11 protein-coding genes are annotated in these 19,974 nt (G+C 62.5%); 3 read left to right on the top strand and 8 right to left on the bottom strand.

Annotation, left to right across the window (positions count from 1 at the left end; genetic code table 11):
- Positions 1–15 precede the first annotated feature (15 nt).
- The 3 genes from BMZ46_RS04385 to speB are packed head-to-tail and all read right to left on the bottom strand — an operon-like array spanning position 16 to position 2,967.
- Positions 16–1,527: a purine-cytosine permease family protein gene (locus BMZ46_RS04385; protein WP_064594245.1), complete on the bottom strand. Its 1,512-nt coding sequence runs from the start codon at positions 1,525–1,527 to the stop codon at positions 16–18.
- Between the two features lie 56 nt (positions 1,528–1,583).
- A complete protein-coding gene (locus BMZ46_RS04380) occupies positions 1,584–2,006 on the bottom strand; it encodes a YybH family protein (protein ID WP_074691148.1) in 423 nt (140 codons plus the stop codon).
- Between the two features lie 10 nt (positions 2,007–2,016).
- Positions 2,017–2,967: an agmatinase gene (speB, locus tag BMZ46_RS04375; RefSeq protein WP_003222717.1), complete on the bottom strand. Its 951-nt coding sequence runs from the start codon at positions 2,965–2,967 to the stop codon at positions 2,017–2,019.
- Between the two features lie 313 nt (positions 2,968–3,280).
- Here speB and BMZ46_RS04370 point away from each other — a divergent pair, with 313 nt between their 5' ends.
- A complete protein-coding gene (locus tag BMZ46_RS04370) occupies positions 3,281–4,174 on the top strand; it encodes a LysR family transcriptional regulator (protein WP_039772530.1) in 894 nt (297 codons plus the stop codon).
- Positions 4,175–4,178: 4 nt separating this feature from the next.
- Entirely contained in the window at positions 4,179–4,772 is a 594-nt protein-coding gene (locus BMZ46_RS04365) for a tRNA-uridine aminocarboxypropyltransferase (protein WP_074691150.1), read from the top strand.
- 152 nt (positions 4,773–4,924) lie between these two features.
- Here BMZ46_RS04365 and BMZ46_RS04360 read toward each other — a convergent pair whose 3' ends face one another.
- The 3 genes from BMZ46_RS04360 to BMZ46_RS04350 all read right to left on the bottom strand — a co-directional run bounded on the left by BMZ46_RS04360 (position 4,925) and on the right by BMZ46_RS04350 (position 10,025).
- Positions 4,925–6,286 (bottom strand): HlyD family type I secretion periplasmic adaptor subunit, encoded by a 1,362-nt coding sequence (locus BMZ46_RS04360; protein WP_039772526.1) that lies wholly within the window; start codon positions 6,284–6,286, stop codon positions 4,925–4,927.
- A gap of 10 nt (positions 6,287–6,296) precedes the next feature.
- Positions 6,297–8,456, bottom strand: coding sequence for a type I secretion system permease/ATPase (locus BMZ46_RS04355; RefSeq protein WP_074691152.1), 2,160 nt, complete (start codon positions 8,454–8,456; stop codon positions 6,297–6,299).
- 210 nt (positions 8,457–8,666) lie between these two features.
- Positions 8,667–10,025 carry a TolC family outer membrane protein gene (locus tag BMZ46_RS04350; protein WP_074691154.1) on the bottom strand — a complete coding sequence of 453 codons (1,359 nt, stop codon included), beginning with the start codon at positions 10,023–10,025 and terminating at the stop codon, positions 8,667–8,669.
- Between the two features lie 531 nt (positions 10,026–10,556).
- Between BMZ46_RS04350 and BMZ46_RS04345 the strand changes: the two genes are divergently transcribed.
- Positions 10,557–18,461 (top strand): retention module-containing protein, encoded by a 7,905-nt coding sequence (locus BMZ46_RS04345; protein ID WP_092163855.1) that lies wholly within the window; start codon positions 10,557–10,559, stop codon positions 18,459–18,461.
- A 234-nt stretch (positions 18,462–18,695) separates the two neighbouring features.
- On the opposite strand, the gene BMZ46_RS04340 is transcribed toward BMZ46_RS04345, so the two are convergent.
- On the bottom strand, positions 18,696–19,073 hold the full coding sequence (locus BMZ46_RS04340; RefSeq protein WP_039772519.1) for a DUF6124 family protein: 378 nt from the start codon (positions 19,071–19,073) through the stop codon (positions 18,696–18,698).
- Positions 19,074–19,518: 445 nt separating this feature from the next.
- Positions 19,519–19,974: hypothetical protein (locus BMZ46_RS29450; protein WP_218190430.1), on the bottom strand; the 456-nt coding region annotated here is incomplete at its 5' end.

Raw genomic sequence — 19,974 nt, 5'->3', positions numbered from 1 at the left:
CTCCCACAAGGTTGATCAGGCAGCCTGACGCAGCGCCGCTTCAGCCGGCGCATGCGCGCCTTTGCTGCGGGGATCCTTCGGGCCGTAGACCAGCGCCGGCTCCGGGAACAGGCTCAGCAGCATCAGGTACATCACCGAGGCCAGCCCGAGGGTCACCAGCAGGCTGATGTCGATGCCGCCGGCCAGCTCACCCAGCGGACCCACGAACTGCCCCGGCAGGTTGACGAAGCACAGGCCGACCGCCGCGCTCGGGATCCACGCGCCCAGGCCGCGCCAGTTCCAGCCGTGGCTGAACCAGTAGCGCCCGCCTTGCTCACCGCGAGTGAACACTTGCAGGTCGTCCGGGCAATAGAAGCCGCGACGCACCACCAGGCCGATGATCATGATCACCATCCACGGAGTGGTGCAGGTGATGATCAGCACGGCGAAGGTCGACACGCTCTGCACCAGATTCGCCGCAAAGCGCCCGATGAAGATGAAGGCAATCGACAGCACGCCGATCAGCAACGTCGCCTTGACCCGTGAAAGCAGACGCGGGAACACGCTCGACATGTCCAGCCCGGTGCCATACAGCGAGGTGGTGCCGGTGGACATGCCGCCGATCACCGCAATCAGGCACACCGGCAGGAAGAACCAGCTCGGTGACACCGCCAGCAGACCGCCGACGTAGTTGTTGGCCGCGATGTAGTCCGGCGCCTGGATCGCCACAATGGTCGCGGTGGTCAGGCCGAACAGGAACGGGATGAAGGTGGCGATCTGCGAGAGCACCACCGCCGCCATGATCCGCTGACGCGAAGTTTCACGCGGGATGTAGCGGGCCCAGTCGCCGAGGAACGCGCCGAAGGAAATCGGGTTGCTCATGGCCACCAGCGCGGCGCCGATGAACGCGGCCCAGAAGCCCGGCTGGCCGAGGCTGACGGTGCCGGCGTAGTGCGAATCGAACGGGCCGGCGAAAGCGAAGATGCCCAGCAGGAACAGCAGGCTCGCGCTCCACACCGCGACCTTGTTCACCCACAGCAGGAAGCGGAAGCCGTAGATGCACACGGTCAGGACCAGAATCGCGAACAGACCGTAGGCCAGGCCCAGGGTCAGGTCGGTTTCCGGCAGGCCGATCAGGCGTTTTGCACCACCGATCAGCGCATCCCCCGAACTCCACACCGAGAGCGAGAAGAAGGCGATGGCGGTCAGCAGCGACAGGAACGAACCGACGATCCGCCCGTGCACGCCGAAGTGCGCACCGGACGACACGGCATTGTTGGTGCCGTTGAGCGGGCCGAACAGGCCCATCGGTGCAAGGATCAGCGAGCCAAGCAGCACGCCCGAGACAATCGCCCAGACGCCCGCCTGAAAGGACAGGCCGAACAGCACCGGGAAACTGCCGAGCACGGCGGTGGCAAAGGTATTCGCGCCGCCGAAGATCATGCGGAACAAGTCCACGGGACCGGCGGTGCGTTCGTTGTCCGGGATCTGTTCGACCCCGTGGGTTTCAATCTGCGTAAGGCTTTGATCGTTGTTGTTGTTATTCATGATCTGCTCCGATCATAAAGGCGCGCCTCATCGTGTGTGAGGCGTCACCTGTTTGGCTAAGGGGATGGCAGCCCTTCCGGCATTGCGGACAAATGTTCGTGACAGGCCAGCCAAAGGCCTTGTTGTTCTAGGCTCGACGCTTGTTTTCTGAAAACAATCGTCTCGCGCTCCTGGCTGAAGTGTTGCTCCCCTTGCATGCGCAGCTCGGTGGCCACGTCATGGATGAAAATCGCCACGTCACCCTGCAGGCTGACGAAGGCGTTGCTCGAGGTGCAGGACAGCACCTCGAAGCCATCCTCGGCGCGCCAGTTGTCCCACAACGCCTGATAGGCATCGCGCGACAGCAGGGGCTGTTCGAGGGTGTAGAACACAAAGCTCGCATCGGCGCTGAACGCGCCGAAGTAGGCTTCGCGATCGTTGCGGGCGAAGGCGGACACCAGAGCGGCGGCCGCTTTCAGAACCTGATCACGTTCGTTCATGACCCGACCCTCAGCGGTGGACCACGCCCGGCAGTACGCAGAGCATTTCGTACAGCAGGTTGGCGGCCAGCAGCGAGGTGTTGCCGGTGGTGTCATAAGCGGGCGAGACTTCTACCAGATCGCAGCCGATCAGGTCGAGGCCCTGACAGCCGCGAACGATTTCAATCGCCTGAATGGTCGTCAGACCACCGATTTCCGGGGTGCCGGTGCCAGGCGCCCAGGCCGGGTCGATGCCGTCGATGTCAAAGCTCAGGTACACCGGGCCGCCACCGACTTTCTCGCGCACTTCGGCCATCAGCGGCGCCAGCGACTTGTGCCAGCACTCTTCGGCCTGAACGACGCGGAAGCCCTGATCGCGGCTCCAGTTGAAGTCGTCGGCGGTGTAACCCTGCGCCCGCAGACCGATCTGCACCACGCGGTCGCAGTCCAGAAGACCTTCTTCGACCGCACGACGGAAGGTCGTACCGTGGGCGATTTTCTCGCCGAACATGTGATCGTTGACGTCAGCGTGGGCATCGATATGCACCAGACCGACCTTGCCGTGCTTTTTGTGGATGGCACGCAGGATTGGCAGGGTGATGGTGTGGTCGCCACCCAGGGTCATCGGGATCACGTTGTGCTCGAGGATGTTGTCGTAGGCTTCTTCGATGATGCGCACGGCGTCGAGCAGGTTGAAGGTGTTGATCGCCACGTCACCGATGTCGGCAACCGACAGCGAGTCGAACGGCGCAGCGCCGGTGGCCATGTTGTACGGGCGGATCATCACCGATTCGGTGCGGATGTCGCGCGGCCCGAAGCGGGTGCCGGGGCGCAGCGAAGTACCGATGTCCAGCGGCACGCCAACGAAGGCAGCGTCCAGACCGGCAGCGGTCGGTACATGGGGGAGTCGGAGCATGGTGGCGATGCCGCCGAAGCGCGGCATTTCGTTGCCGCCCAGTGGTTGGTGAAGAATCTTGTCCACGGGTAGGGCCTCATCGTCTTTGTTTTATTTATGTCGGCACGCCGTATTCGCAAGGTCACGGGCACCGCTGTGGGCCGATTCTGCGAAATGTAGTGAGGCGGAAGAATCGCTACGGGCAAATACTTAGTTCAGAAATTTCTAAACTAATGCGAGGGAGATGGATAGACTTCTCGCTGATCGTTCCCACGCTCGGCGTGGGAATGCATCCCGTGACGCTCCGCGTCACAGCCGTGAAGCGGACGCAGAGCGTCCAAGGCGGCATTCCCACGCAGAGCGTGGGAACGATCTATGGGGAACGATCCTTGGAGTAGACATGGCCAACGCTTTACCCGACCTGAAACTTTTGCGCATCTTCGTCAGCGTCGTGCGTCATCAGGGGTTTGCCAACGCGCAGCAGGAACTCAACCTGTCGACCTCGGCGATCAGCACCTACATGAGTCAGCTCGAAGCCGCGCTGGGTCTGGTGCTGTGCCATCGCGGGCGCGGTGGTTTCAGCCTGACCAGCAAGGGCGAGCTGTTCCATCAGGAAACCCTGCGCCTGCTCGCGGAGCTTGAAGGTTTCGAGCAATACGCCGCGGCGCTCAAGGGCGAGTTGCGCGGCACGCTCAACCTCGGGGTGATCGACTCCACGGTCAGCGACAAGGCCTTGCCGTTCGCCGAAGCCATCGGCGCCTACAGCCAGGAACACCCGGCGGTGCATCTGCATTTGTCGGTGATGAGCCCGTATGAGCTGCAACTCGGCGTGCAGGACAATCGTCTCGATCTGGCCATTGGCGCGTTTTCCACGCGCATGAGCGGTCTGGTGTACATGCCGCTGTATCGCGAGCAGCACTGGCTGTATTGCAGCAACCGGCACCCGCTGTTCAACGAACGGCGGATTCCCGAGCAGGTCATCACCCAGCAACGCATGGTCGGGCGCGGTTACTGGAGCCAGGCCGAACTGGCGCGCCACGGTTTCAAACACAGCGCCGCGACCGTGGAAAGTATGGAGGCGCAGCTGATTCTGGTGCTGTCCGGCGCCTACATCGGTTACCTGCCGGAGCACTACGCCCAGGCTTGGGCCGACAAGGGCGACCTGCGGGTGCTGCTGCCGGCCACCTTCGGTTATCAGGCACCGTTTTCCATGATCATGCGCCGTGGCCGCAGCCGCGAGCCGCTGATCCAGACTTTCCGCGATCTGCTCAAAGCGCAGCTCAATCAGGCATAAGAACATGTCCAGACCCCAATGCCCGCGCTGCCTGCGCCCACAAACCCATTGCCTGTGTCCGCTGATCCCCAGCCTCGACAGCCGCACCCGGGTGTTGCTGTTGCAGCACCCGAGCGAGGTCAATCACGCGCTCAACACCGCACGGCTGGCGGCGCTCGGGTTGAACAATGCCGAGCTGATCGTCGGTGAGGTATTCGAGGATTTGCCCGCGCTGCTGAATCGGCCGGGGTATCGGGCACGGTTGTTGTTCCCGGCGGAGGATGCGCAGCCGATGCAGGCTTACGCGGCTTGCGATGAACCGCTGTTGCTGGTGGTGCCGGACGGCACGTGGCGCAAGGCGCGCAAGATGTTGCACCTCAATCCGTTGCTGGCGGCGTTGCCGCGGGTGACGCTGGCCGAAGGCGGGGTTTCCCGGTATCGACTGCGCAAGGCACCGGGGCCGGGAGCGTTGTCGACGATCGAGGCGATTGTTCAGGCGTTGCAGACGCTGGAAGCGCCGGCGTCTTTCGAGCCGTTGCTCAAGCCGTTTGAGGCGCTGATCGAGGGGCAGATTGCGGCGATGGGGGAGGAGACTTTCCAGAAGAATCACGGAGGCTGATCGGACGGATACTGATCGCCTGATCGTTCCCACGCTCCGCGTGGGAATGCCGCCCGGGACGCTCCGCGTCCCTTCGAGACGGTGACGCAGAGCGTCACTGGATGCATTCCCACGCAGAGCGTGGGAACGATCAACGTGAGAGCGATCAATCACTACCGCTCGCGCATCGCCTCGGTCCGGGCTTTCAGCACCGGTTTCAGCAGGTAATCCAGCACGCTTTTCTCCCCGGTAATGATGTCCACCGTCGCGACCATCCCCGGAATGATCAGCAACGGTTTCACATCCCCGCCCAAATGGTTTTTGTCGGTGCGCACCTGAATCAGGTAGAAGCTGTTGCCCTTGTCATCAGTGATGGTGTCGGCGCCGATCAGCTCAAGCTTGGCGCTGAGCCCGCCGTAGATCGTGTAGTCGTAGGCGCTGAACTTGACCATGGCTTTCTGGCCCGGATGCAGGAACGCCACGTCCTGAGGGCGGACCTTGGCTTCGATCAGCAGGTTGTCTTCCAACGGCACGATTTCCACCATGTCGCTGCCCGGCTGCACCACGCCGCCGATGGTGTTGACCTTCATCTGCTTGATCACCCCATGCACCGGCGAGGTCACGGTGGTGCGGCTGACGCGGTCGTCGATGGCGATGCTCGACGCGGTGATTTTCGACAGGTCGGTGCGTTTCTCGTTGAGCTCCTTGGCCGCTTCGGAGCGGAAGGTCTGTTCCGATTCGTCGATCTTGCTGCGGATCTCGGCGATGGCCGATTCGGCGCGGGGAATGGCCAGGGTCGTGGCGTTCAGGGAACCGCGGATTTCCACGGCACTGCGCTTGAGCCGCAAGATCTCCACCGGCGACACGGCACCGGTCTTGACCAGCGGTTCGGACATGTTCATTTCCTGATTGACCAGCGCCAGGCTCGAACTGTATTGCCCCTGTTTCGAGCGAAACTCCGCCAGTTCCTGAGTCTTCTGCCGCAGTTGTTCGCTGAGGGTTCTCTGTTCGCTGGCCAGCCGCCGCTGCCGTTGTTCATACAGCGAACGCTCGTCCTCGGCCACTTGCGGCGCCTTGGCGATCACTTCGTCCGACAGCTTGAACGGCCGGCCCTCTGCTTCGGCGGACAAGCGTTCGACCTGCGCGGTCAAGGCATAACGATCGGCCTCGCTCTCACCCTTGTTCGACAGAAACCGCGTGTCGTCCAGGCGCAGCAGTTTGTCGCCCTTGTCGACCATTTGTCCTTCGCGCACGAAGATCTCGGTGACGATCCCGCCCTCCAGGTTCTGGATCACCTGGACCTTGCTCGACGGAATCGCCTTGCCTTCGCCCATGGTCACTTCCTGCAACACCGCGAACTTGGCCCAGACCAGCGCACTGATCAGCAGCGCCGCCGCCAGCCACACGGTGATGCGCGACCAGCGTGGCGAATCCTGCAGCGAGGCACCGGCGGTTTCCGGCATGAATTCGGCTTCGGCGCTTTTACCGAAGCTGTCGAAATAACCGCGGGGTTTTGAAGGTGAGGAAGCAGACATGGGGTAACTCCTAGACCGCTGCCGAGCCGACCCGGCCCTTGCGCAACGCATCGATGACCGCTTCTTTCGGACCGTCGGCGACGATCCGGCCGTTGTCCAGCACCAGCAACCGGTCCACCAGGCTCAGCATTGAAGTGCGGTGGGTGACCAGCAACAAGGTTTTGCCCTGCACCCAGCCGTGCAGCTTCTGGCGCAGGACGTCTTCGCTGCTGTTGTCCATGGCGCTGGTGGGTTCGTCGAGCAGCATGATCGGCGGGTCGAGCAACAGCGCCCGCGCCAGCAACACTGCCTGGCGCTGGCCGCCGGAGAGCAATTGCCCGCGCTCGCCCACAGGCCGGTCGAAGCCTTGCGGGTGCTGGCGGGCGAGCTCGGTGACGCCGGTCAGTTCGGCCACTTCGAGCATCCGTGAATCGCTGATGTAGCGGGCGCCGAGGGTCAGGTTGTCGCGCAGGCTGCCGGCCAGCAGCGGCAGGTCATGGGCGACGTAGCCGATCTGCTGGCGCAGGTCGGCGACATCCAGTTGCCGCAGGTCGAGGCCGTCGAGCAGCAACTGGCCTTCGTCCGGTTCGTAGAAGCCCATCACCAGTCGCGCCAGGGTGCTTTTGCCCGAGCCGCTGCGGCCGATGATGCCGATCCGTTCGCCGGGTCTGACGCTGAAACTGACGTTGCTCAGGGCCGGGGCGTTCTGACCGTTGTAGTGGAAGGTCACCGCGTTGGCGTCCAGCGCACCTTGCAGTTGCGTGCGCTCCAGCGGCCGCTGTTTGCCGTCGCGTTCCTGAGGCAGGGACATCAGCGCGTCGGTGCTTTTCATGGTCAGTTGCGCTTGCTGGTAGCGGGTGATCAGCCCGGCGATCTGGCCCAGCGGCGCGAGCACGCGGCTGCCGAGCATGTAAGTCGCCACCAGCGCGCCGACGCTGAGGTTGCCGGCGATGATGCTGTAAACCCCGGCCACAATTGTCGCCATCCCCGAAAACTGCTGGATGAACAGCGTGCCGTTGGTGGCCAGCGCCGAGAGATTACGGGCGTGGCTGTCGAGGCGGGTGAGGGCGCCGTGGGTGCTTTCCCATTTGTGCTGGCGCTCGCTTTCGGCGCTGCACGCCTTGAGGGTTTCCAGGCCACCGAGGGTTTCGATCAGCAACGCCTGACGCTCGGCGCCGAGGCTCAGGCTTTTCTGCACGGTGTCGCGCAGGCGGACCTGAATGATCATCGCGAACACGATCGTGATCGGAAACGCCAGCAGTGGAATCACCACCAGCCAGCCGCCGAGCAGGCCGATCACCACCAGCATCAACACCACGAAGGGCAGGTCGATCAGGCTGGTCAGGGTCACGGCGGTGAGAAATTCGCGCAGGCCCTGAAAATCATGAATGCTCTGGGCGAAGCCGCCGATGGTCGCCGGCCGGGCCTTCATCGCCATGCCGGTGATGCGTTCGAATAAAGTCGCAGAAAGGATCACGTCGGTTTTCTTGCCGGCGGTGTCCAGCAGGTGCGCGCGCACCACCCGCAGCACCAGTTCGAAACCGGTGCCGATCAGCAGCCCGATGGCCAGCACCCACAGGGTCGACGTGGCCTGGTTTGGCACCACGCGATCGTAGGTCTGCATGACGAACAGCGGCACCATCAGGCCCAGCAGGTTGATCAGGAAACTGGCGAGGATTGCGTCGCTGTACAGCCATTTCGACAGCTTCAGGGTGTCGCGAAACCACGCCTGCACCCGTGGCACCAGCGGTGAACGCAGGTCTTCCAGTTCATGCCGTGGCCGGGCGAACAAGGCCTGGCCGCTGTAGTGTTCGGTGAGCTCTTCACGGCTGACCCATTGCTCGCCGCCGTCGGCTTCGCTGGGTAGGATCAGCGCCTTGCCGTCTTCGCTAAAACGCCGCAGCACTGCCGTGCGACCGTTGCCCAGCAACAACAGCACCGGCAGGTTCAGCGGTGAAATGTCCTTGAGTTCCCGGCGCAGCAAACGCGCCTGCAACCCGGCCCGGGCTGCGGCGCGGGGCAGCAGGTCCAGGCTCAGGCGTTGTTTGTCCAGGGGCAGCCCGGCGCTCAGGCTGGCGCGACTGACCGTCGCGCCATGCAGTTTGCAGAGGATCAACAGACCATCGAGCAACGGGTCATCGAAGCTCAGCCGCGGATCGATCCCGGTGTTACCGGGTTGCATGCTGGTCATATTGATCGCTCCCGTTGAACTGGCTCGGCTATCCACATCAACCCTGTGTTGATCGTTCCCACGTCGAAGCGTCGAACCGTACTGATCGTTCCCACGCTCTGCGTGGGAATGCCTCTAGGGACGCTCTGCGTCCAGTGACGCGGAGCGTCACGGGCTGCATTCCCACGCAGAGCGTGGGAACGATCAAAAACACAGCCTTCGGCAGTGTGGTTATTTCAGCTCGGGCAAGCGCGCTTCGTTTTTCACCTCGGTCGCGGCAATCGCATCGGCCGGCAGCACCACCCGTTGCTTGCTCAACAACTGGCCCATGTTCGCCAGCACGCGGTACATCGAGTATTCCTCGGTGTAGCGGATTTCGGTGTAACGACGGTTGGCGTTGTACAGCTCGTTTTCACTGTCGAGCACGTCCAGCAGGGTGCGCTGGCCGAGGCCGAACTGATCCTGATACGCAGCGCGCACACGCTTGGTGGTCTCGGCGTATTCGCGGGCGGTCGGGGTCTGTTTCCTGGCGTTGAGCATGGCGTTCCAGGCCAGGTGAATGTTCTCGTTGAGCTGGCGCAGGGCGTTGTTGCGGATGTCCATCGCCTGGTTGATCTGGTGCGCGTCGGAGGCCAGTCGCGCCTTGTCGCTGCCGCCACGGAACAGGTTGTAGTTCATCACCACACCGACCCGCCATTCGTTGTCGTGGCCCTCGTCACCCTGCACGTTGTTGTTGGCGCCGACGGCGGCTTCTGCGTCGAAGCGTGGATAGAACGGCGACTTGGCGACTTCGTACTGGCTCTCGGCCGATTGCACGTCGGCCTGGGCAGATTTCAGGTACGGGTTGTTCTCGACCATGCTCTGTTGGGCTTCAGGCAAGGTGGCGGGCAATTCGCCGCGGGTCGAGGCCGGGGTTTCCAGCTCATCCGGCATGCGCCCGACCACGCTGTAGAAGTTCGACTCGGCATCCGCCAGATCGACTTCGGCGGTGTCGAGGTTGTTCTGCGCCAGCGCCTTACGGGCCACCGATTGATCGGAGTCGGCGGTGCTGCCCACCCCGCGCTCGGTGCGCAGGCCGATCTGGTCGTTGACCCGCAAGTGCGCCTGCAGGTTGTTCTTGGCCAGGGTCACCAGTTCGCGACGCTTGAGCACTTCAAGGTAGACCTCGATGGTGCGCAGGGCCAGATCCTGGGCGGTGCCTTGCGCGTAATAGGCGCGCGAGTTGGAAACGCCCTTGGTGCGCTCGACTTCGTTGGCGGTGTTGAAACCGTCGAACAGCATCTGCCGCAGCCGCAGCTCGGACTGGGTGTAATTGAGGATTTCGGTGTGGTGGTTACCGAAGGCCCGGGTGTTGGTGTTGTCGCTGTAGCCGCGCCCGTAAGCAGCGTTCAGATCCACCGACGGATAGAAGCCGCCCTTGGCGACCTTCACCTGTTCATCAGCCGACAGGCGCGCATCCACGCGCGAGGCCAGTTCGGGGTGGGTGGCGATGGTGCTCTGAATCGCCTCGGTGAGGTTCATGGCCTGGGCTTGAGAAGTGCAAGCCATGGCCAGCAAAACCGCGCTGCAGAGGGGGGTTAGTACGCGCATGGGTGCATCTCCCTGAGTCCTGATGGTGTTTCGCTGTCGCCAATTTATTGACGATATTTTTAGTAAAAAGCGTTTCATGCCTGTAACAACAGAGCTAAGAACATCCTGAAGCGTAGCTAAGAAAAAATTTTCATAAGGGTTATGCCAAAAAAAACTTATGCGCTTCGCCAAATCCAGCACATTGTTCCACTCGAAAGCCTTTGTTTTATGCGCTTTAGGGAGCACAGAAAGGCTTGAGGAAAGTTCCACTCACTTTGCGACATACGGCGAAGTACTGCTAAAGGGGAGGGACGCGTAGCGGCTGATGAGCGACAGATTTTTGTCACTCGGGTGATTCACCACCGTTACGTAGCGCTAGTGGGCCTGCTGCAGTGAACAGAGATTCCAAGTGCCTGATGGCGCTGGCATTTCTGGATTTGCGCAACCTGCGAAACGAACTGTCGAGGTGCGAGCGTCGCCCCGACAACCCGCTTGAGCCATGGGCTGCTTCGCGAACCAGCGCCGACGGTGGTCGGCAGCGGAGGAATGCACATGGCAACGCTCATCGGGATCGTCACTAAAGTCATTGGTCAGGTTTTCGCTCAGTCGGCGGACGGCTCTCGTCGCGCACTGGTCGAAGGCGATCGGCTGTTTGCAGGGGATCAATTGATCACCGGGGCGCAGGGGGCGGTTGCCGTTCATCTGCAAAACGGCCAGGAACTGACCCTCGGCCGCGACAGCAGCCTGACCATGACCGGCCAGTTGCTCGCCGATCAGGCGGCCCACGTCAATGCACCGGAAGCGGTGACCCCGAGCGAGTCGCAACTGACCGACGTCGAACAGATCCAGAAAGCCATTGCCGCTGGCGATGACCCGACCCAAACCGCCGAAGCGACGGCGGCGGGCCCCGGAGCCACCGGTGGTGCGCCGGGCGCGCTGGGTGGCGGCCACAGTTTCGTGTTGTTGACTGAAGTGGCGGGCCGGGTCGATCCGGTCATCGGTTTCCCCACCGCCGGTTTCAATGGCATTCCCGAGTTTCCCGAAGAACGCCACAACGCGGTGATCAACAACGGTGACGACACCGCGCCGATCGCTCCACCACCACCGCCAGTCAACAATCCGGTCACACTCACCGGGCTGTCTGTTGCCGGTGGCGAATTGAATCTCAACGAAGCCAATCTGCCCGACGGTTCCGCCGCCAACCCTGGCGCGCTGACCCAGACCGGCAGCTTCACGGTGTCGGCGCCGGACGGTCTGAGCAGCCTGAGCATCGGCGGCATCAATGTGATCGTCGGAGGCGTGCCGATCGGTTTCCCGCAATCGATCACCACGCAACTGGGCAACACCCTGACCATCACCGGCTACAACCCGGCCACCGGCACGGTCAGTTACAGCTACACCCTCAACGGCAACGAAACCCACGCGGCGGGCGACGGTGCCAATAACCTCAGCGAGCAATTCACCGTGATCGCCGGCGACAGCAATGGCGACACCGCCACCGGCACGCTGGACGTCAACATCACCGACGACGTGCCGAAAGCGTTCGATGACAACAATGGCACGGCATCAGAGACCCAACTGACCCTGACCGGCAACGTCCTGACCAACGACGTGCAGGGCGCCGACCGCGTACCTGTCGGCGAAAACGCCGGCCCGATCACCCCCGGGACCTTCATCGGCACTTACGGCACGTTGGTGCTGAATGCCAACGGCACCTACACCTACACGCTGAATACCAGTGATGCGGACTTCAAGAATCTGCATGGCGGTGGCAATGGCACCGAGACGTTCACTTACACCCTGACCGATGCCGACGGCGACACCAGCACCGCCAACCTCGTGCTGCAGATCCACAACAACGACGATCCTGTGGTCATCAACGGGTTGAACGTCGAGGGTGGTGAACTCACCGTTTACGAGAAAAACCTCGGCGACGGTAGCGCCCCGGATTCGGGAGCCCTGACCCAGACCGGCACCTTCACCATCACCGCGCTGGACGGCGTCACCACGCTGACCATCGGTGGCATTGCCGTGGTCACCAACGGTGTAGCCGCAGGCTTCCCACAATCGGTGACTACGCCACTGGGCAGCACACTGACCATCACCGGTTTCAACGCCGCCACCGGCGTCGTCAGCTACAGCTACACCCTGGTCGACAACGAAGCGCACCCGAATGCCAACGGCGCGAATGTGCTCAACGAGCAATTCGCCGTGACCGTGGTCGATGACAACGGCACCACCGCCAACGGCACGCTGGACGTGAACATCGTCGATGACCTGCCAAAAGGCGTGGACGACAGCAACGCCGGCACCGCTTCGGAAACCAACCTCACGTTGAGCGGTAACGTCCTGACCAACGACGTGCAGGGCGCCGACCGCGTGCCTGTCGGCGACAACGCCGGCCCGATCACGGCGGGCACTTTCACCGGGACTTACGGGACGTTGGTGCTGAACGCCAACGGCACTTACACCTACACGCTGAATACCAGCGACGCCGATTTCAAAGCGCTGCACGGCGGCGGCAACGGCACTGAAACCTTCACCTACACCATCACCGATGCTGACGGCGACACCAGCACCGCCAACCTCGTGCTGCAGATCCACAACAACGACGACCCGGTAATCATCAACGGCCTCGACGTGAATGGCGGTGAACTCACCGTCTACGAAAAAAACCTCGGCGACGGCAGCAGCCCCGATGCGCCAGCCCTGACCCAAAGCGGCACCTTCACCATCACCGCGCTGGATGGCGTCACCACGCTGACCATCGGCGGCATTGCCGTAGTCACCAATGGCGTGGCGGCTGGCTTCCCACAATCGGTGACCACGCCACTGGGCAGCACGCTGACCATCACCGGCTTCAACGCCGCCACCGGCGTCGTCAGCTACAGCTACACCCTGGTCGACAACGAAGCGCACCCGAATGCCAACGGCGCGAATGTGCTCAACGAGCAATTCGCCGTGACCGTGGTCGATGACAACGGCACCACCGCCAACGCGACACTGGACGTGAACATCGTCGACGACCTGCCAAAAGGCGTGGACGACAGCAACGCCGGCACCGCGTCGGAAACCAACCTCACCTTGAGCGGCAACGTCCTGACCAACGACGTGCAAGGTGCTGACCGTGTACCAACCGGCCCGAATGCCGGCCCGATCACCGCCGGCACCTTCACCGGGACTTACGGCACCCTGGTATTGAACGCCAACGGCACTTACACCTACACGCTGAACACCAACGATGCGGATTTCAAAAACCTGCACGGCGGCGGCAACGGCACTGAAACCTTCACCTACACCATCACCGATGCCGACGGCGACACCAGCACCGCCAACCTCGTGTTGAACATCCACAACAACGACGATCAGGTGTACCTCAACGGCCTCGACGTTAACGGCGGCGAACTCACCGTCTACGAAAAAAACCTCAGCGACGGCACCAGCCCCAACACCCCGGCGCTGACCCAGAGCGGCACCTTCACCGTCACCGCCCTCGACGGTCTGCAAACCCTGACCGTGGGTGGCATTGCCGTGATCACCAATGGCGTCGCGGCCGGCTTTCCGCAATCAACCGTCACTCCGCTGGGCAGCACGCTGACCATCACCGGTTACAACCCGGCCACGGGCGTTGTCAGCTACAGCTACACCCTGGTGGATAACGAAACCCATCCGACCGCCAACGGCGCCAACAGCATCACCGAGAACTTCAACGTGGTGGCGACGGACACCGACGGCAGCACCGCCACCGGGCAAATCAACGTCAACATCATCGACGACCTGCCGACCGCCAAACCCGACGCGACGTCGGTGCAGGAGGGCGGCACCGTCAGCGGCAACGTGCTGGACAACGACATCGGCGGCGCCGACGGCCCGGCAGCCAGTGGCGCAGTAGTGGGCGTGCGCGCCGGTTCCGACACCTCGACCTCTGCCATCGGCGGCCTCAACAGCAACATCAACGGCACCTACGGCTACCTGACCCTCGACGCCAACGGCAACGCGGTCTATCACAGCAACCCGAATGCCGTCAGCGGCCCCGGCGCGGTGGATGTGTTCACCTACACCGTGCGCGATTCCGACGGTGACGAAAGCACCACCACCATTACCATCGACGTCTACAACAGCAAACTGTGCGCGGTCAGCGACACCGACGTCACCGTCTACGAAAAAGCCCTCGATCTGACCAAGGACGGCCAGGATCTGGCTCCTGGCACGGTCACCGGCAGCGATCCGACCAGCACCGGGGAAACCGCGTCCGGCACGCTGGTCGGCTCGGTCACCGGCGCGGTCGGTGCGATCAGCTATGCGCTGGTCGGCAGCGCCACCGGCAACTACGGGCAGATCGTGCTCAACCCCAACGGCACGTACACCTACACCCTGACCTCACCGGCCAGCACCACCCCGCACGCCGACGACGGCGCCAACACCCTGACCGAAACCTTCACCTACCAGGCCACCGATTCGCTGGGCAACGTCGTCACCAGCACCCTCGTGGTCAGCATCGTCGATGACGTGCCGAAGGCGATCAACGACAGCAACGCCAGCACCGCGTCGGAAACCCAGTTGACCCTCAACGGCAACGTGCTGACCAACGACGTGCAGGGCGCCGACGTGGTGGCAACCGGTCCGAATGCCGGCCCGATCACCCCCGGCACCTTCACCGGCACTTACGGCACCCTGGTGCTCAATGCCAACGGCACCTACACCTACACGCTGAACACCAACGATGCAGACTTCAAGAATCTGCACGGCGGTGGCAACGGCACCGAGACCTTCACCTACACCCTGACCGATGCCGATGGCGACACCAGCACCGCCAACCTGGTGCTGAACATTCACAATAACGACGATCCGGTGGTCCTCAACGGTCTCGACGTGTATGGCGGCGAGCTGACCGTTTACGAGAAAAACCTCAGCGACGGCACCAGTCCCGACACCCCGGCGCTGACCCAGAGCGGCACCTTCACCGTCACCGCGCTCGACGGTCTGCAAACCCTGACCGTGGGCGGCATCGCCGTGATGACCAACGGCGTGGCCGCCGGCTTCCCGCAATCGACCGTCACCCCGCTGGGCAGCACGCTGACCATCACCGGTTACAACCCGACCACCGGCGTGGTGAGTTACAGCTACACCCTGGTGGATAACGAAACCCACCCGAACGCCAACGGCGCCAACAGCATCACCGAGAACTTCAACGTGGTGGCGACCGACACCGACGGCAGCACTGCGACCGGGCAGATCAACGTCAACATCATCGACGACCTGCCGACTGCCAAACCCGACACCGGCTCGGTGGCGGAGGGCGGCACGGTCAACATCAGCGTGCTGGGCAATGACATCAGCGGCGCAGATGGCGCGGCGATCGTGGTCGGCGTGCGCGCCGGCGGCAACACCGCGACCTCGGCCATCGGCGGCCTCAACAGCAACATCAACGGCAACTACGGTTACCTGACCCTCGATGCGGCCGGCAACGCGGTCTATCACAGCAACCCGAACTCGGTGAGCCCGCCGGGCGCCACCGACACCTTCACCTACACCATCCGCGACAGTGACGGCGACGAAAGCACCACCACCATCACCGTCAACGTCGCCGACAGCAAACTCGTGGCCTCGACCGATCAGGACGTGACCGTCTACGAAAAAGCCCTCGACCTGACCAAGGACGGGCAAGACCTGGCCCCCGGCACGGTCACCGGCAGCGCCCCAAGCAACACCGGCGAAACCGCGACCGGCACGCTGGTCGGTTCGGTCAGCGGCGGCAGCGGGGCGATCACCTACACCCTCGTCGGCAGCGCCACCGGCACTTACGGGCAGATCCAGCTCAACGCCGACGGCACCTACACCTACACCCTGACCTCGGCGCCGAAAACCACGCCGAACGCCAACGACGGACCGAACACCCTGAGCGAAAGCTTTACCTACAAAGCCACCGATGCGCTGGGCAACAGCACCACCAGCACCATCGTGGTCAACATCGTCGACGACGTGCCAAAAGCGGTAGCGTCGGATCGTTCGGTGGCGGCGGTGGAGATTGACTCCAACATCCTCATCGTCCTCGACATCTCCGGCAGCATGGCCGACGCCTCTGGCGTGCCGGGCCTGTCGCGGCTGGAGCTGGCCAAGCAGGCGATCGGTGCCTTGCTCGACAAGTACGACGATCTGGGCGATGTGAAAGTGCAGCTCGTCACCTTCAGCAGCAACGCCACCGACCGCACTTCGGTGTGGGTCGATGTCGCGACGGCCAAGACCCTTCTGGCCGGGCTCAGCGCGGGCGGCGGCACCAACTACGATGCGGCCGTGGCGACCATGTACAACGCGTTCAACACCTCGGGCAAACTCACCGGGGCGCAAAACGTCGGCTACTTCTTCTCCGACGGCAAACCCAACGAGGGTGACATCGGCACCGCCGACGAAGCGACGCTCAAGGCGTTCCTCGATGCCAACAACATCAAGAACTACGCGATCGGCCTGGGCAGCGGCGTGAGCAACGCCAACCTCGATCCGCTGGCGTATGACGGCATCACGCACACCAACACCAACGCGGTGGTGGTCACCGACCTTAATCAACTCAATTCGGTGCTGTCCGGCACCGTAGAGGGCGCGCCGGTCACCGGTTCGATGATCGGCGAGGGCGGTACGTTCGGCGCCGATGGCGGGTTCATCAAATCCATCGTGGTCGACGGCACCACCTACACCTATGACCCGAAAGCCAACGGCGGCCAGGGTTCACTGGTCGCCAGCGGTGGCGCCAACCACGGCACGTTCAACACGGTGAACAACACTCTGAGTATCGCCACCAACAATAGCGGCACCCTGGTGGTCAACCTCGACACCGGTGACTACAGCTACACCTCGCAGAAAACCACCGCTGTGGTGATCACCGAGAACATTGGCTTCACCCTCAGCGACAACGATGGCGACCTCGCCAGTTCGACCCTTACCGTGAAAGTGATCCCCAACGCGCCTCCGGTGGCGGCGGACGACCACATCATCACCAACGTGCTGTCGGGCAACATCGTGGTGCCGGGCGAACTGTTGCTGGCCAACGACACCGACCCGAACGGCGACACCCTCAACGCCACGCCGACCTCGTTCAACACCGGCTGGATCTCCAGATCGGCAGACTTCACCGGCACCGGCGCGATCAGCTTCACCGGCACCAACGCCAACACCGCCGCCAACCAGAACCTGGCCAACGTGCGTAATTCGTTCAGCGCCAACGCCGCGACCATGACCGCCGTGCTGGTGGTCAGCGGTTACCTCGGTGCGGTGACCAACACCAACGCCAACGATGAAGACCGCATCACCGTCAACCTGCGCCAGGGCGAAACCCTCAACCTGGACCACAACCTGGCGGCCGGTCACATCACCATGGAGTACTCGATCAACGGCGGCGCGTACATCGCCCTCGCGGACGGCCAGACCCTGACAGCGACGTCCGACGGCGTCTACCAGATCCACATCACCAACATCAGCAACACCACGGGCAACAACGTCAACGCGGCGGAAAACTACCAGCTGACCATGACCCTCAACTACGCCGGGGCCCACGACATCACCCCGGACTACCACGGCACCTACACCGCCAACGACAACCACGGCGGCAGCGACACGGCGAACGTGACCATCAGCTATCAGGACGGCCACACCCTCACCGGCACCTCGGGCGATGACGTACTGGTGGCCGGCACCGGCGACAACATCATCAACGCCGGCGACGGCAACGACGTGCTGACCGCAGGCTCCGGCAACAACGAACTGCACGGCGGCGCTGGCAACGACTTGCTCTACAGCGGCCCGGGCAACGACCTGCTCGACGGTGGCACTGGCATCGACACCGCCAGCTACGCCCACGCGACCGCTGGAGTGACGGTCAACCTCGGCCTGCTCGGTGCGCAAAACACCCTTGGCGCCGGGACGGACACCCTGACCGGCATCGAAAACCTCGTCGGCTCGAACTTCAACGACACCCTCACCGGCGACAACAATAACAACGTGATCAACGGCGGCCTGGGCAACGACATCCTCAATGGCGGCGGGGGCGATGACCTGCTGATCGGCGGGATGGGCAACAACACCCTCACCGGCGGGCCGGGCGCTGACACCTTCCAGTGGCTCAAGGGCAACAGCGGTCACGACCTCGTCACCGACTTCACCCCCGGCACCGACAAGCTCGACCTGTCGCAACTGCTGCAAGGTGAAAACGGCACGTCGGCGTCACTGGATGACTACCTGCACTTCACCGTCACCGGCAGCGGCGCCTCGCTCATGACCAGCATCGACGTCAGCGCCATGGCCGGCGCCACGCCGAACCAGACCATCGACCTGGCCGGCGTCAACCTGGCCAGCCACTACGGGGTGACACCGGGGGCGGGTGGTCTGATTGCCAGCGGGCACGACACGGCGACCATCATCAACGGCATGCTCAATGATCATTCGTTGAAGGTGGATACGGTTTGATCTGAACGCTGAAACGACAAAACCCGCCGCCCCGATCAAACGGGACGGCGGGTTTTTTTGCGCGTCGATCGCCCCCACCTCGAAACACTTGATCGTTCCCACGTCGAGGCGTCGAACCGTCCGCGTGGGAATGCCTCAATGGACGCTCTGCGTCCGCTCTTTGGGACGCGGAGCGTCCCGGGCTGCATTCCCACGCAGAGCGTGGGAACGATCAGGCGGCGGGTTTTTCTTTGCTCAGGCTACAGCGGACGCCTCAGCCTTCAACTCCAGATTATCCAGCACCCGATTCACCGCCAGTTCCCCCAGCATGATCAACTGCGCAATCCCCAAAAGCACATGCCGCTGCGAGCCGTCCACCAGCCCGGCGAAGTCATTGGCCATGACCTTGGCCGAGGTCAGGGTTTCGCAGGCGTCGGCCAGCAGTTCTTCGCTGTCGATGCCGGGGGCGATGAGGTAGCGGGTGTTGGGTTTGAGCAGCGGTTTTCGGGGGAGGAGGGGATTGAGGTAATGATCGAGGGCGCGCTCGGCGGCTTCGTGGAATTTCTTGGAGTCGAGGGTTTCGTAGGGGGAAGTCGAATCGACTTCGGGCGGGTTTGGCGTTGGTTTGATCATGGTAAAGCTCCTTGAGAAATGGAGCCGTCAACCATCGCTGCTAAACGAGGAGGTGGCGGCTGTACGCGGGTTAGCAGACCAGGCTCAAGGATCCCGGCGCACCGAAGTGCCCCACGCAAAGCCGCCATAACGTAATAGCGAGACCCGCGTGCCCTGAGAATTGCCGAGCTGCTAAACCCGATCACTGAAAAGTCAGCGACCGCCAAACAATAGAACCCGCCCCCAAGGCGCACAAGCCGGCGGATTCTGGCGGATGCGTAGGCAATGGCGCAAGGTTGCGTGGCTTTGCGGACATAACCTTCAACACTATTCAACAAGTGCCTTGGCTTGACCCGAAACGACAAAAGCCGCCCTCCCGGTTGAAGGGAGGGCGGCTTTTCAGGGGGACAGGAAAATAAATGCGTCCCCATTTCTATCCCTTTTCCCTTTACTTTTACTCTTTGTTCTAAATCCAGTAGATAACAAACTCTCCACCATAAACAAACTCTGGAGCAGGGCCATCGTCACTAAATTTGTCCGAGGTATCAGCCCAGTAGTACGAAGGATTGCCATTGCTCGGGACGCCCCTACTGTGAGGACTAGCCGGAGGATCCCCCAAGTTCCGATCTTTAATCTCAATATCAGTATTGTTGCTACCATCGGGAAACCATGAACTCCATATCCGAGAATATTTATGACTAGTAGGAACGTCCTTTAAATAAAAAGTAATAGTTGTAGTTGACGAAATCCTGGCACCTGAACTTAACAACTGCCCGTTGGGATTTCGGTTGCCTAAACGGACTTCTAGGAATGCTGCTTTAATGACCACACTGAAGGTCCGCGCGGCCGAGGTCGCCCCCGGCGCATACAACGCCTTGGCGGTGAAGCTCTGGGGCGCAGTCGTCAGGCCGGTCACCGTCAG

Origin of the sequence: Pseudomonas sp. NFIX49, assembly GCF_900115915.1 — a bacterium.
Lineage (GTDB): Bacteria > Pseudomonadota > Gammaproteobacteria > Pseudomonadales > Pseudomonadaceae > Aquipseudomonas > Aquipseudomonas pharyngis.
The sequence above is the reverse complement of the archived record's forward strand: the minus strand, read 5'-3'. Positions and strand labels throughout refer to the sequence as shown.